Origin of the sequence: Rhizobium sp. G21, assembly GCF_014158035.1 — a bacterium.
GTDB lineage: Bacteria > Pseudomonadota > Alphaproteobacteria > Rhizobiales > Rhizobiaceae > Rhizobium_E.
The window spans coordinates 72,506-85,450 of record NZ_JACFXW010000003.1; the positions used below are offsets into that span (position 1 = coordinate 72,506).

General features: G+C 61.1%; 12 protein-coding genes and 1 pseudogene. 10 read left to right on the forward strand and 3 right to left on the reverse strand.

Features of this window, described 5'->3' with window-relative positions; all coding sequences use genetic code 11:
- Nucleotides 1-141: 141 nt before the first annotated feature.
- The 4 genes from H2O14_RS24705 (at nucleotide 142) to H2O14_RS24720 (ending at nucleotide 3,651) form a co-directional block, all read left to right on the forward strand.
- Entirely contained in the window at nucleotides 142-684 is a 543-nt protein-coding gene (locus H2O14_RS24705) for a Pycsar system effector family protein (protein WP_312858728.1), read from the forward strand.
- Between the two features lie 396 nt (nucleotides 685-1,080).
- Nucleotides 1,081-1,917: an alpha/beta hydrolase gene (locus H2O14_RS24710; protein ID WP_312858736.1), complete on the forward strand. Its 837-nt coding sequence runs from the start codon at nucleotides 1,081-1,083 to the stop codon at nucleotides 1,915-1,917.
- 154 nt (nucleotides 1,918-2,071) lie between these two features.
- Entirely contained in the window at nucleotides 2,072-2,863 is a 792-nt protein-coding gene (locus H2O14_RS24715; RefSeq protein WP_182830001.1) for a gamma-glutamylcyclotransferase, read from the forward strand.
- A 68-nt stretch (nucleotides 2,864-2,931) separates the two neighbouring features.
- Entirely contained in the window at nucleotides 2,932-3,651 is a 720-nt protein-coding gene (locus H2O14_RS24720; RefSeq protein ID WP_182830002.1) for a gamma-glutamylcyclotransferase, read from the forward strand.
- A gap of 60 nt (nucleotides 3,652-3,711) precedes the next feature.
- Here H2O14_RS24720 and H2O14_RS24725 read toward each other — a convergent pair whose 3' ends face one another.
- On the reverse strand, nucleotides 3,712-4,611 hold the full coding sequence (locus H2O14_RS24725; protein WP_182830003.1) for a LysR family transcriptional regulator: 900 nt from the start codon (nucleotides 4,609-4,611) through the stop codon (nucleotides 3,712-3,714).
- 315 nt (nucleotides 4,612-4,926) lie between these two features.
- On the opposite strand from H2O14_RS24725, the gene H2O14_RS24730 reads away from it, so the two are divergent.
- The 6 genes and pseudogenes from H2O14_RS24730 to H2O14_RS24755 all read left to right on the forward strand — a co-directional run bounded on the left by H2O14_RS24730 (nucleotide 4,927) and on the right by H2O14_RS24755 (nucleotide 11,815).
- A complete protein-coding gene (locus tag H2O14_RS24730) occupies nucleotides 4,927-5,616 on the forward strand; it encodes a hydrolase (RefSeq protein ID WP_182830004.1) in 690 nt (229 codons plus the stop codon).
- Between the two features lie 66 nt (nucleotides 5,617-5,682).
- Entirely contained in the window at nucleotides 5,683-5,967 is a 285-nt protein-coding gene (locus H2O14_RS24735; RefSeq protein WP_182830005.1) for a XapX domain-containing protein, read from the forward strand.
- Nucleotides 5,967-7,947, forward strand: a pseudogene (locus H2O14_RS24740) (amidohydrolase). Before H2O14_RS24735 ends, H2O14_RS24740 begins: the two are co-directional and overlap by 1 nt.
- A 194-nt stretch (nucleotides 7,948-8,141) precedes the next feature.
- The gene (locus H2O14_RS24745) at nucleotides 8,142-8,564 is read left to right on the forward strand and encodes a DoxX family protein (RefSeq protein ID WP_246697829.1); all 423 of its coding nucleotides are present in this window, start codon (nucleotides 8,142-8,144) and stop codon (nucleotides 8,562-8,564) included.
- Entirely contained in the window at nucleotides 8,561-10,159 is a 1,599-nt protein-coding gene (locus H2O14_RS24750) for an MFS transporter (protein ID WP_182830007.1), read from the forward strand. The genes H2O14_RS24745 and H2O14_RS24750 overlap by 4 nt, the downstream gene beginning before the upstream one ends.
- Before the next feature lie 102 nt (nucleotides 10,160-10,261).
- Nucleotides 10,262-11,815 carry a VOC family protein gene (locus H2O14_RS24755; RefSeq protein ID WP_182830008.1) on the forward strand — a complete coding sequence of 518 codons (1,554 nt, stop codon included), beginning with the start codon at nucleotides 10,262-10,264 and terminating at the stop codon, nucleotides 11,813-11,815.
- A gap of 176 nt (nucleotides 11,816-11,991) precedes the next feature.
- On the opposite strand, the gene H2O14_RS28150 is transcribed toward H2O14_RS24755, so the two are convergent.
- Nucleotides 11,992-12,306, reverse strand: a complete 315-nt coding sequence (locus tag H2O14_RS28150) for an ATP-grasp fold amidoligase family protein (protein WP_409526975.1) — start codon at nucleotides 12,304-12,306, stop codon at nucleotides 11,992-11,994.
- Nucleotides 12,204-12,920 (reverse strand): ATP-grasp fold amidoligase family protein, encoded by a 717-nt coding sequence (locus tag H2O14_RS28155; protein WP_312858729.1) that lies wholly within the window; start codon nucleotides 12,918-12,920, stop codon nucleotides 12,204-12,206. The genes H2O14_RS28150 and H2O14_RS28155 overlap by 103 nt, the downstream gene beginning before the upstream one ends.
- Nucleotides 12,921-12,945: the final 25 nt, after the last annotated feature.

Genomic DNA, 12,945 nt, shown 5'->3' on the forward strand with positions numbered 1-12,945 from the left:
GTGGGAGGGTCTCCTGTTGACATGTCGCGTTCATACGGGTCTACGCGCCGCGATCGCCGAGAAGCTGGTAGTCGCCGGTTTCAGTTCTTGAAACGCCTGTCATTTTGGTAGAAGAGACGGCAAATATCGGAGACGCAGGACGTGGCGAGTCATCATTCCGAAATGCAGATCACGCGAACCGCCGGAAACTCCCAGACGATCGGTGATCTCGAGTATTTCGACCATATAAAGAAGATAAATGACGTGTTTTATGATCAGATCAAGCTATCCGATCAAAAGGCGGCCTATATCTTCACGTTCATGATGGCGCTTCTGGTCACGTCGAAGGACGTGAAGGCGGCCTTTACCGCAGCTCATTATATCGATAGCGATGTCGTCACCATCATCGCGTCGGCGTGTCTCGCGATATCCTCGACGCTGACGATGTTGTTCGCCGTCTTCGCGGTGGCGCCGCGTCACGTCCCGAAATCGACCTCGCTCTTCTGGGGCAATTGGATCTCGCAGCGGGAGGATTTCCGGCGGGCCGCTCAGGAGCGAAACGTAGGTTACCTGTTCGAGCAATATCTTGCGAACGCGGACGTGTTGTCGACAATCGCCCGGACAAAGTTCCGTTTCGTAAAATTCGCCTTCCTGGGCATGATGGCGACGGTGCTATCTTACGTCTTCGCCCTGATCATATTCTGATCGCCAGGACTTGCTTCTCGACGATGGCTGGAGACAGCTGTGTGTTGAGCCGGAGCGCGCGCGCCCGATCATGGAAGGTTGGCCCGGCGCGTCCATGGTCCTCTTTTCGATCACGCACGATCATTGCGACTATCGCAATAAACTCGAAACTATTGCCACAATTGTGCGTGGGCTTCTCTTGCCGCAGTATCGAGCTGTCAGACGAACACAGCATTGCCTGACGTTACGCCCTTCGAGATCGCGGTGAGCAAGATGACCGACCACTACAGTTCCATGACACGGCGCGCCATGTTGCTGGCCACCACCGGCGCCGCCGCAACCGTCGCATTTTCACCCGTATTCACATTCGCAGCCGACGCTGCGTCCAATACAACCTCCACCAAAGGAAACAGAACGATGGCTTATGTAACCACCAAGGACGGCGTTGACATTTTCTACAAGGATTGGGGTCCGGAGGACGCGCAGCCGATCGTCTTCCATCACGGTTGGCCGTTGTCCTCGGACGACTGGGACGCCCAGATGCTGTTCTTCCTGTCGAAGGGCTACCGCGTCGTCGCCCATGATCGCCGCGGCCATGGCCGCTCCGCCCAGGTCTCGGAAGGTCACGATATGGACCACTACGCGGCCGACGCCTTCGCCGTCGCCGAACACCTGGATCTGAAGAACGCCGTTCATATCGGCCATTCCACCGGCGGCGGCGAAGTCGCCCGCTACGTCGCCAAGCATGGCCAGCCGGCCGGCCGCGTCGCCAAGGCGGTGCTCGTCTCGGCGGTCCCGCCGCTGATGCTCAAGACCGCGTCCAATCCGGAAGGTCTGCCGATGGAAGTGTTCGACGGCTTCCGCGCAGCGCTCGCCGCCAATCGCGCCCAGTTCTTCCGGGATGTGCCCGCAGGTCCGTTCTACGGCTTCAACCGGGACGGCGCCACGGTTCACGAAGGCGTCATCCAGAATTGGTGGCGTCAGGGCATGATGGGCGGCGCCAAGGCCCATTACGACGGCATCAAGGCGTTTTCGGAGACCGACCAGACCGAAGACCTGAAGGCGATCACCGTGCCGACGCTCGTTCTGCATGGCGAAGACGACCAGATCGTTCCGATCGCGGATTCGGCTCTGAAGTCTTCGAAGCTGTTGAAGAACGGCTCGCTGAAGACCTATCCGGGCTTCTCGCACGGCATGCTCACCATCAACGCCGACGTGCTGAACGAAGACCTGCTGGCCTTCGTGAAGGGCTGACCGGTCGGGCGGCGGATGCAGCCGATCACTGCAGCCGCCGTCTTCGCAGATCCGCGCCGTCATCGAAAACCCCGGCCCCTCGCTGAGCTCACCCTGCAGCCGCCGTTAAACGCGCCAAGGCGCCGGCGGTGATATCGTTTAAACGGAACCTTAAATGCCGAGACGTTCGAACACCGCGACATGCGGTCCGACGCCGTTGCGTCTGACCGCCGAACTCGTCGCCAGAACAATCAAGCCTGTCGAGGAAGAGAGCCCGGAGCCGAATTTGACCCCGATCGCCTCTGAAGAGCTCGATGGACTGGTCAGACGCATCGAGGAAGAGGCCGGCGATCAAGAGATCTGGGTGTTCGCCTATGGATCCCTGATGTGGAACCCAGGCTTCGACGTCGCCGCCAGCGAAAATGCGGTGGCGTCAGGCTGGCATCGCGCCTTTTCGTTGAAGATAGAACGCTTCAGGGCCACGTCCGACGCGCCCGGCCTCATGCTGGCGCTTCTGCCTGGAGGCAGTTGTTCAGGCGTTGTGCTCAGGGTGCCCTGCGCCACCAAGCAGCAGGATCTTCACAGGCTGATGGCGCGTGAGATCCGCTATTCCGAGGCTCGCGATATGGTGCGATGGGTGTCGGTCAAGACCGCCTCAGGTTCACGGCGCGCGCTCACATTCTGGGCGAGTTCGGAGCGCTCTCCACTTACGGAGAAAATGCCGCTCGAAACGGCTGCGAACATGATTTCCCAAGCATGCGGACCCGCCGGATCCTGTGAAGAACGGCTCGCTGAAGACCTATCCGGGCTTCTCGCACGGCATGCTCACCATCAACGCCGACGTGCTGAACGAAGACCTGCTGGCCTTCGTGAAGGGCTGACCGGTCGGGCGGCGGATGCAGCCGATCACTGCAGCCGCCGTCTTCGCAGATCCGCGCCGTCATCGAAAACCCCGGCCCCTCGCTGAGCTCACCCTGCAGCCGCCGTTAAACGCGCCAAGGCGCCGGCGGTGATATCGTTTAAACGGAACCTTAAATGCCGAGACGTTCGAACACCGCGACATGCGGTCCGACGCCGTTGCGTCTGACCGCCGAACTCGTCGCCAGAACAATCAAGCCTGTCGAGGAAGAGAGCCCGGAGCCGAATTTGACCCCGATCGCCTCTGAAGAGCTCGATGGACTGGTCAGACGCATCGAGGAAGAGGCCGGCGATCAAGAGATCTGGGTGTTCGCCTATGGATCCCTGATGTGGAACCCAGGCTTCGACGTCGCCGCCAGCGAAAATGCGGTGGCGTCAGGCTGGCATCGCGCCTTTTCGTTGAAGATAGAACGCTTCAGGGCCACGTCCGACGCGCCCGGCCTCATGCTGGCGCTTCTGCCTGGAGGCAGTTGTTCAGGCGTTGTGCTCAGGGTGCCCTGCGCCACCAAGCAGCAGGATCTTCACAGGCTGATGGCGCGTGAGATCCGCTATTCCGAGGCTCGCGATATGGTGCGATGGGTGTCGGTCAAGACCGCCTCAGGTTCACGGCGCGCGCTCACATTCTGGGCGAGTTCGGAGCGCTCTCCACTTACGGAGAAAATGCCGCTCGAAACGGCTGCGAACATGATTTCCCAAGCATGCGGACCCGCCGGATCCTGTGCGGAGTATCTGCATCGCACCGTGTTGGATCTTGCGGAGCGAAATATCCGCGATCGAAACCTGTGGCGGCTTCAGGAGATGGTGGCTGCGAAATTGAATGCGTTGCCGGAGAGGTAAACGGTCGCGTGCCTGGATCTGGGGCCTTCGGCGCGGTTCGCCCGCCGCGTAGCACGGACATCAGTCCAGCATGACCATATGCGCGGCGACCTGTTCTTCGAAGAATTTCGAGAAGGACGCGATCCGGGGAGGCAGGGCCTGATAGGGCGGATAGAACAGTGTCAGCCATAGATCCGGCGGCGCCCAGCCCTTGAAGACGTGGACGAGACGTCCGCTCCTGAGATGATCGGCGATGTTGAAGCCGGGCAGAAGGGCGACGCCTGCGCCGTCGGCGGCCATATCGGCGAGAAGTTCGCCGGCATTGGCGCTGAACCCCCGACCGGCGGCAATGGTGATGCTCGAGCCGCCGTCCGACAACACCCAGTTCTCCCGCCGGCTTTCGCCACTATAGGCGAGACAGTCGTCCGGCTTCAGTTCGGCGGGATGCTCCATGAAGGTGAACCGGCTGCCCGGCGCGGCGACCAGAATCCGCGGCACCACCCGAATCTTTCGCCAGATCGTGAATTTATCCGACGGCTGCGACGAGATTCGGATCGCGAGATCGTAGTCGTCGTCGACGATGTTGACGAGCCCATCGGACAAGGAGATCTCGAAGCTCATCTTCGGATAACGGTCCTTGAAGCCTGACAGAATGGGCGGCAGAACCGTCTTGCCGAACCAGGTCGGGGCGCTGATCCGCAGCCGCCCTTCATCCGCCTTGTGCGCGTTCATCACGTCGCGCCTGGCATTCTCCAGGGTCTTGACCGCAGGCTGGATCTGTGCGGCGAAGATAGCGCCATCGGTGGTCAGCGACACCTGTCGGGTGGTGCGGACGAAAAGCTGCACGCCGAGTTCCGCCTCGAGCGCCGCGATGGCGCGCGTCACCGCGGCGGGCGTCATGTCCAATTCGCGAGCGACCTGAGCGAAATTCCGCTTTTCCGCAGCGAGCAGGAAGGTTCGCAGGGCTTTGTAGTCGTTCATCTCATTGTTTCACTGATTGCAATTCTAGCCGAATGAATATTGCACTCATCATGATGATTCAAGCCGGATGACGCTACTTCGGTCTTCGCATCGGCGTTTGGTAGGCGCAGTCGCGGCGGACACGACTCCGGTCTCGGCCAGATTATTGTCGTTGATGCAATTCATTCGAAATTATTATTGCAATTACGTCGCTGGGCGTTTCGTTTTAGGTTTGTTTCCAGCAGCCAAGACGAGCCGCGAACGTCTCGCCATTCGACCGCTGCGCCCCGTTCAAGACCCCGCGACGATGGCGGCCAAACCCAGAGGAAGCAAACCATGTCCAAGCTCGAAGTCCTGACCCCCGCAAACAGCCAGCTCATTTTCATCGACCAGCAGCCGCAGATGGCATTCGGCGTGCAGTCGATCGATCGCCAGACGTTGAAGAACAACGTCGTCGGCCTCGCCAAGGCCGCCAAGATCTTCAACGTCCCGACCACCATCACCACCGTCGAGACGCAATCCTTTTCGGGCCACACCTATCCCGAACTGCTCGCCGTCTATCCGGACAACGATATACTCGAGCGCAGCTCGATGAACTCCTGGGACGACCAGAATGTTCGCGACGCCTTGGACAAGAACGCCGCCCAAGGCCGAAAGAAGATCGTCGTTTCCGGTCTCTGGACAGAAGTCTGCAATACGACCTTCGCGCTGTCCGCCCTCAACGATCGTCCTGATTTCGAAATCTACATGGTTGCCGATGCTTCCGGCGGCACCTCCGCCGATGCGCACAAATACGCCATGGACCGGATGGTGCAGGCCGGTGTGATCCCTGTCACCTGGCAGCAAGTGCTGCTCGAATGGCAGCGCGACTGGGCTCGGAAGGAGACCTATGATGCGGTGACCACGCTCGTCAAGGAGCATTCCGGCGCCTATGGCATGGGTATCGATTACGCCTACACCATGGTTCACGGCGCCGAGGAGCGCGTCCGGCACGGCAAGCGCATCGGTCCGAATCCCGCCAAATAAGCATGCTGACAGGCCACTCCGCGTCCCCTGGCGGAGTGGCCGTTTTCAACGCGTGGAGGATATCCCATGAAACTCTATCTCATGTCCCTGGGCACAGGTCTGCTCGTCGGCGTCATCTACAGCCTTCTCAATGTCCGCTCGCCCGCTCCGCCGGTGATCGCGCTCGTCGGGCTTCTCGGCATCCTGGTCGGCGAACAGATCATCCCGCTCGCGAAGTCTCTCTGGAGCAGGGAGCCTGCGGCTATGTCCTGGCTAAATCACGTCAAGCCGCATATGTTCGGCCATATGCCAAAGGGCGGCGAGACGATCGAGCTTGCTCGACGCGCCGAGACCGAATCGGAGAGAAGCTGATGCCGACGCGACGCACTTTCCTCGGCGCCGCGTCGAGTCTCGCCTTTCCGAATCTGTTCACGCCGGCTCAGGCCGCTGATCCCATCGAGAGCGGAGGTTCTTCCATGCATCCTGACATCATCCTTCACAATGGCCGCGTCACCACGCTTGATCGCGGCAATCCGAATGCAACGGCGATCGCCATCGAGAATGGCCTGTTTCTCGAGGTGGGAAGCGATGCGGAGGTCATGGCGCTCGCCGGGCCGAACACGAAGATCATCGACCTCAAAGGAAAGCGTGTTCTGCCGGGTCTGATCGACAACCATACGCATGTCGTGCGCGGCGGGCTGAACTTCAACATGGAACTGCGCTGGGATGGCGTGCGCTCGCTGGCCGACGCCATGGATATGCTGAAGCGCCAAGTGGCGATCACGCCCGCGCCGCAATGGGTCCGGGTCGTCGGCGGCTTCACCGAGCATCAATTTGTCGAAAAGCGTCTGCCCACACTTGAAGAAATCAACGCCGTGGCGCCTGACACCCCGGTGTTTCTGTTGCATCTCTACGACCGCGCCTTGCTGAACGCAGCCGCCCTGCGTGCGGTGGGATACACGAAGGATACGCCCAACCCTCCGGGCGGCGAGATCACCCGCGATGCGCACGGCAATCCCACCGGAATGCTTCTCGCGAAGCCGAATGCAGGCATCCTCTATTCCACCCTCGCCAAGGGCCCGAAGCTTCCGCTCGACTACCAGATCAATTCCACCCGTCATTTCATGCGTGAGCTCAACCGTCTCGGCGTCACCGGTGTCATCGATGCAGGCGGTGGTTTCCAGAACTATCCCGACGACTACGAGGTCATCCAGAAGCTCTCGGATGAGAACCAGATGACCGTGAGGCTGGCCTACAACCTTTTCACCCAGAAGCCGAAGCAGGAAAAGGAAGACTTCTTCAACTGGACGCAGTCGGTCAAATACAAGCAGGGCAACGACTATTTCCGCCACAACGGGGCCGGCGAGATGCTGGTCTTTTCGGCGGCCGATTTCGAGGATTTCCGCCAGCCCCGCCCGGACATGCCGCCGGAAATGGAAGGTGAGCTGGAAGATGTGGTGCGAATTCTGGCCGAAAACCGCTGGCCCTGGCGCCTGCATGCGACTTACGACGAGACGATCTCCCGCGCGCTCGACGTGTTCGAGAAGGTCGACAAGGACATTCCGCTCGAAGGATTGAACTGGTTCTTCGACCATGCCGAAACCATTTCGGATCGCTCCATCGACCGCATCGCGGCTCTCGGCGGCGGCATCGCGACCCAGCATCGCATGGCCTATCAGGGCGAATATTTCGTCGAACGCTACGGCCACGGGGTCGCCGAAGCGACGCCGCCCATCCGGAAGATGTTGGACAAGGGGTGAACGTCTCCGCCGGCACGGACGCCACCCGCGTCGCTTCGTACAATCCTTGGGTATCGCTTTCGTGGATGGTGACCGGCAAAACTCTCGGCGGCATGCAGCTTTATCCGCGCGCCAACTGCCTCGATCGCGAGACGGCGCTTCGGATGTGGACCGAGAAAGTTACATGGTTCTCCAACGAGGAGGGAAAGAAGGGACGCATAGAAAAAGGTCAGTTCGCCGATCTCGTGGTGCCGGACAAGGATTTCCTCTCCTGCGCAGAGGACGAAATCTCTTTCCTCGTATCGGAATTGACGATGGTCGGGGGCCGGATCGTCTATGGAAGCGGCGACTTCAAGACGTTTGATGAATCCTCCATTCCCCCGCGATGCCGGACTGGTCGCCCGTCCGCAAGTTCGGCGGCTACGCCGCCTGGGGCGAACCGGAGGGAGCCGGGGCGCATTCGCTGCGCCGCGCCGCCGCAACCAATTGCGGCTGCGCTGCCGACTGCAATGTGCATGGACATGATCACGCGGGGGCCTGGACATCCAAGCTTCCGATCGGCGATCTCAAGGGCTTCTTCGGGGCGCTCGGCTGCTCATGTTGGGCCGTATGAGCTCAATTCTGTCTCGGGCGGCTCAACCGCCGCCCTAGGCAATCTCGACGACAGTTGCAGAATTCGCAATTAAATCTGAATGATTGCTGCAATTGTTTGCAAGGAGCCAACCGGTCAAGATCGCTTCATCAAAGCAGCGGCTCGAACCGAGCGGCGCTCACGCAGGAGCAGACATGACCAACCGACACCGAACCATGAATGAGGGCCGAAAGCGTCTGGCGGCGCTCGGTGCTTATCCCGTCATCCGCACGCTTTCGCTTTGTGCGCTCTGTGCGGCCTATATACAGGGGCCGATGACCAAGATCTTCGATTTCAATGGCGCGCTGGCGGAAATGGATCACTTCGGTCTTCATCCAACCGCGTTCTTCGCGGTCGCGGTCATCGTCTTCGAGCTCACGGCGTCGGCTTTGGTGATCACCGGGCTTCTCCGTTGGGCGGCAGCTCTGGCGCTGGCGGCTTTCACGCTTATGGCCACCGTCATCGCTCTACGCTTCTGGGAAATGGCCCCGGGTATGGACCGCATGATGGCGACCAACGCCTTCTTCGAACATCTCGGCCTCGCAGGCGCGTTCGTCTTCGTGGCGGCATCCGATCTCATCAAGGGAGAAAGCAAATGAACGCCGCAAAAGCTTCCAGGGGCACGTTTGCTCCCCTTGCTCAGCCGGTCTTCGCGGTTCTCTGGTTCGCCACAGTGCTCGGTAATACCGGCAGCTTCATGCGAGATGTCGCCAGTTCCTGGCTGATGACGGACCTTTCGGCCTCACCCGCCGCCGTCGCCATGATTCAGGCGGCTGGAACGCTTCCGATATTCCTGCTGGCCATTCCGGCGGGCGTTCTCACCGATATACTCGACCGTCGCAAATTCCTGATCGCGATCCAGCTGCTGCTCGCTTCGGTGAGTATTTCGCTGATGGTGCTTTCGCAGACCGGCATGCTGTCGGTCAGCGCCCTCATCGGCTTGACTTTTCTTGGCGGCATCGGCGCCGCCCTGATGGGGCCGACATGGCAGGCCATCGTTCCCGAATTGGTGAAACGCGAAGACGTCAAGAGCGCGGTGGCTCTCAACTCGCTCGGCATCAACATCGCCCGCTCCATCGGGCCCGCCGCCGGCGGTCTGCTTCTCGCCGCCTTCGGCGCCGGGATCACCTATGGCGCGGACGTCGCAAGCTATATCGTCGTCATTGCGGCTCTCGTCTGGTGGCCGCGTGCAAAGAACGGCAATGACGCCTTGCAGGAAAATTTCTTCGGGGCCTTCCGCGCCGGTCTCCGTTACACACGGTCGAGCCAGCCGCTGCATGTTGTTCTCCTTCGCGCGGCGATATTCTTCGCATTCGCCAGCGCGGTCTGGGCGCTTCTTCCGCTTGTCGCGAGACAGCTCCTCGGCGGTGACGCCGGCTTTTACGGCACCCTGCTCGGGTCGGTCGGCGCCGGCGCGATCGGCGGCGCTCTGGTCATGCCGAAGCTGCGTGAGCGTCTCAGCGCTGACGGCCTGTTGCTCGGCGCCGCCCTGATCACCGCAGCCGTGATGGCAATCCTGTCGCTCGCTCCGCCGAAGATCGTCGCGATCCTCGCTCTGCTGTTTCTCGGGGCCGCGTGGATCACTGCGCTGACGACCCTGAACGGCGCCGCGCAAGCAGTGCTGCCGAACTGGGTGCGTGGTCGCGGCCTCGCCGTCTACCTGACCGTTTTCAACGGCGCGATGACGGCCGGAAGCCTGGGCTGGGGAGCCGTCGGCGCGGCTGTCGGCATCCAGTGGACCCTGCTCGTCGGCGCCGCCGGCCTGGTCGTCGCCGGCCTCGCCATGCACCGGATAAAGCTCCCCGCCGGCGACGCAGACCTGACGCCCTCCAATCATTGGCCCGAGCCGCTCGTTGCCGAACCTGTCGCCCATGACCGTGGCCCGGTGGTGATCCTGATCGAATACAAGGTCGAGAAACATCAACGAAGCGCCTTCCTGCACGCGCTCGATCTGCTTTCGAAACAACGTCGCCGTGACGGCGCGTATGGATGGGGCGTGACCGAAGACTCCGCCGACCCGGAAAAGATCGTCGAATGGTTCATGGTGGAATCCTGGGCGGAACACCTTCGGCAGCACAAGCGCGTCTCCAATGCCGATGCGGACCTGCAGGGCAAGGTTCTGGCCCATCACGTCGGTCCCGACAAACCTGTCGTGCGTCACTTCCTGACGATCAACCGACCCGGCGCGGCGTAACGGCGGTTGGTGCCGGATCGTCGTGGATGAAGTTATAAGTCATATCGATTATGTACCGGTTGGACGACCGCAGCCGCTTTTCGAAACATCTGGGAGACGACGATGTCGCATGAAGAACATTTTGCCACCGGTATCCATCATGTCACGCTGGTGACCCGCCGGGTGCAGGACAATGTCGACTTCTATGTCGGCTTCCTCGGGATGAGCCTCGTGAAGCGCACGGGCGGCTTCGAGGACACCGAGCAACTGCATCTGTTCTACGGCAACCCCGAGGCCGAACCCGGCTCCCTCGTGACCTTCCTCGTGTGGGAGGATGGCGCGCCGGGACGCGTCGGAAACGGCCAGGTCTCCGAAATTGCGTTCTCCGTCCCCAAAGACGAGATCGGCCAGTGGGTGACGCGGGCGCTGACGCATGGGGCGAAAGTGGAGGGACCCAAGCAGGAATTCGGTGAACCGGTGCTGCGCCTCAAGGATCCCGACGGGATCATCGTCAAGCTGGTCGGCCTGGCAGACCTTGCGGCGTCTTCCGACGCGGCGGCGACGGGCCCGAAGGTTCATCGACTGAGGGCGGTGACGCTGTTGACGGAAACGCCGGAGGAGACGACGTCCTTCCTTTCACGTTTCGGCTATCGCTCCGGCCCCGCCGAGGGCAATGTCCGGCGCATGCTGTCGGATACCGACGCAGTGGACGTGCGAAATGCGAAGGGCTACGTTCCGGGTATACCGGGCACGGGTACGGCGGATCACGTTGCGTTCAGGGCTGCCGACGTCGCCGCGATCGAGCGGATGGAAACAGACATATCGCGTGACCACTCCATTCAGACGACGATGCATGATCGGAAATATTTCACGTCACTTTATGTGCGGGAGCCGGGCGGGACGCTGATCGAATATGCCACCGACGGCCCCGGCTTTGCGATCGACGAGGAGGCGGGCCGCCTCGGCGAGCAATTGTTCATGCCGCCTTGGGACGAGGCGCGTGCGGCTGATATGAGAGTCTTCCTGCCGCAGTTTTCGCTGCCGGGCCAGCCGCGCATGCCCCGCCGGGACTTGCCGTTCGCGCACCGCTTCTTCGTGCCGGAGGAGCCGGGACGTGAGACCTTCGTTCTCCTGCATGGCAGCGGCGGCAGCGAGGGGGATCTCATGCCCTCGGCGCATCGAATATCAGAACGAGCGACACTGCTCGGCGTGCGCGGGAGATCCACGGAAGAGGGCTCGCTTCGCTGGTTCCGGCGTTTTCCCGGCGGTCTGTTCGACCAGAAGGATATTGAGGCGGAGGTCCACGCTTTCGCCGCTTTCGTCGCCGGCGCCACGGAGAGCTATCGCCTGGAGGCGGACGAGATGACCTTTGTCGGCTTCTCCAACGGCGCCAACTTCCTCGCTTCCGTCTTGGCGCTTTACCCGGATCTGATCCGGCGGGCGATCCTTTTCCGCCCGATGATGGTGCTGGAAAATCCCGCGGTCGTCGACCTCGAAGGGACGCGATTGCTGTTGGTGAATGGCCGGCAGGATGACGTGGTTCCTTCGACGCGACGCTTGGAAACCTGGCTAGCCGAATGCGGGGCGAGGCTCACAGCCAGCTCTATCGACGCGGGGCACCAACTGGCCGACGAGGATGTCGAGCTCGCGAGACAATGGATGTCTGAGAACGACTGACGTCGGCGGGGCGTTGGCGTGCGGCCGCGCCGACTTGACCGGCCCGAGGTCAACCTTCCTGCATGAGGCGGCAAATGGCGGAATTGGGGATCGAAGATTCCAGAATGTTCTCTCGTGGGGCGCCGATTTCGCCACCTTCATCGTCAGACCCAAGGACCTGAAACCGCGACGATCTTTCAGGGAATTTCGAAAGCGAGCGTCCATTTGTCGCCGAGCCACCGATCATAGTCCGGTGGATCGAACCGCTCGAAGCCGCCGCCCGGGTAAAGCGTCAGTTCGCCGACTTTTATCCATTGATCGTCGGCATAGAGATCGACACGGACAAAATCGAAATCGCTGCCGAGCGTTTCGGCCACTCGAAGCATGTCCTCCAAGCGGGCCGGACGCTTCACTTCGCCTGAATAGAGAGGCAGATAGTCGGGATCATGGAAGGGCAGTTTCTCCCAGGCGGGACTGTAGTGGCACGCATAGCCCTTTCCCTCGATACGCATATTGACCTCGATATGCGACACCACGCCATTGAATGTGAAGACGCGATAATCCCAGGGAATGCCCCCTGGGTGCGCAGCATTTGTTCGATGACGATGCGGGGGCTGACCTCGGCATAGGCCCATTCGCGATTATAGGCCGCATGATCGAGCGTCAGCCATCGCGGCGCGGGATTGTCTGTGAGAAGATTGTCTATATCGCGCGCATGGTAGAGAAAACGCCCTTGGGCGCTGGCATGGGTCGGCTTCACCACGGCTGGAAGTTCGACGGCCTTCCAATCCACGTCCGCCAGATCCGTCCCGACCCAATAGGAAGGGATCACATAGTCGCCGCCGACGCGTCGCGCGACGTAGTCTTTCATGGCGGCCTTATCGACCACGACAGGAAAAAGCGGATTGCGGTCATGAAGCTTGCGCGCCTGCACCTTTTCGGTGAAGGTTTTGGGTTGCTTGAGATCCGGCCAGGCGCCTTTGATGACTCGATATTTGACGGCGATGTACGGGCGATCCGGCAGAGGCGCGATCAGCCGCCAGATCGCGTGATGGACAAGCTCCTTCAGGGTTCTGTCCTGGTAGCCCGGAATCAGGAACGTCTCTTTGCGATCTGCTTCGGACATGCCGTCCCCGTCGGAAAATCTCGGT

Coding starts and splice junctions, on each gene's coding strand:
- H2O14_RS24720 (WP_182830002.1), top strand. CDS start 2,932: ATGCCGAGACGTTCGAACACCGCGACATGCGGTCCGACGCCGTTGCGT.
- H2O14_RS24710 (WP_312858736.1), top strand. CDS start 1,081: ATGGCTTATGTAACCACCAAGGACGGCGTTGACATTTTCTACAAGGAT.
- H2O14_RS24735 (WP_182830005.1), top strand. CDS start 5,683: ATGAAACTCTATCTCATGTCCCTGGGCACAGGTCTGCTCGTCGGCGTC.
- H2O14_RS24715 (WP_182830001.1), top strand. CDS start 2,072: ATGCCGAGACGTTCGAACACCGCGACATGCGGTCCGACGCCGTTGCGT.
- H2O14_RS24755 (WP_182830008.1), top strand. CDS start 10,262: ATGTCGCATGAAGAACATTTTGCCACCGGTATCCATCATGTCACGCTG.
- H2O14_RS28150 (WP_409526975.1), bottom strand. CDS start 12,306: ATGCGTATCGAGGGAAAGGGCTATGCGTGCCACTACAGTCCCGCCTGG.
- H2O14_RS24745 (WP_246697829.1), top strand. CDS start 8,142: ATGAATGAGGGCCGAAAGCGTCTGGCGGCGCTCGGTGCTTATCCCGTC.
- H2O14_RS24730 (WP_182830004.1), top strand. CDS start 4,927: ATGTCCAAGCTCGAAGTCCTGACCCCCGCAAACAGCCAGCTCATTTTC.
- H2O14_RS24750 (WP_182830007.1), top strand. CDS start 8,561: ATGAACGCCGCAAAAGCTTCCAGGGGCACGTTTGCTCCCCTTGCTCAG.
- H2O14_RS28155 (WP_312858729.1), bottom strand. CDS start 12,920: ATGTCCGAAGCAGATCGCAAAGAGACGTTCCTGATTCCGGGCTACCAG.
- H2O14_RS24725 (WP_182830003.1), bottom strand. CDS start 4,611: ATGAACGACTACAAAGCCCTGCGAACCTTCCTGCTCGCTGCGGAAAAG.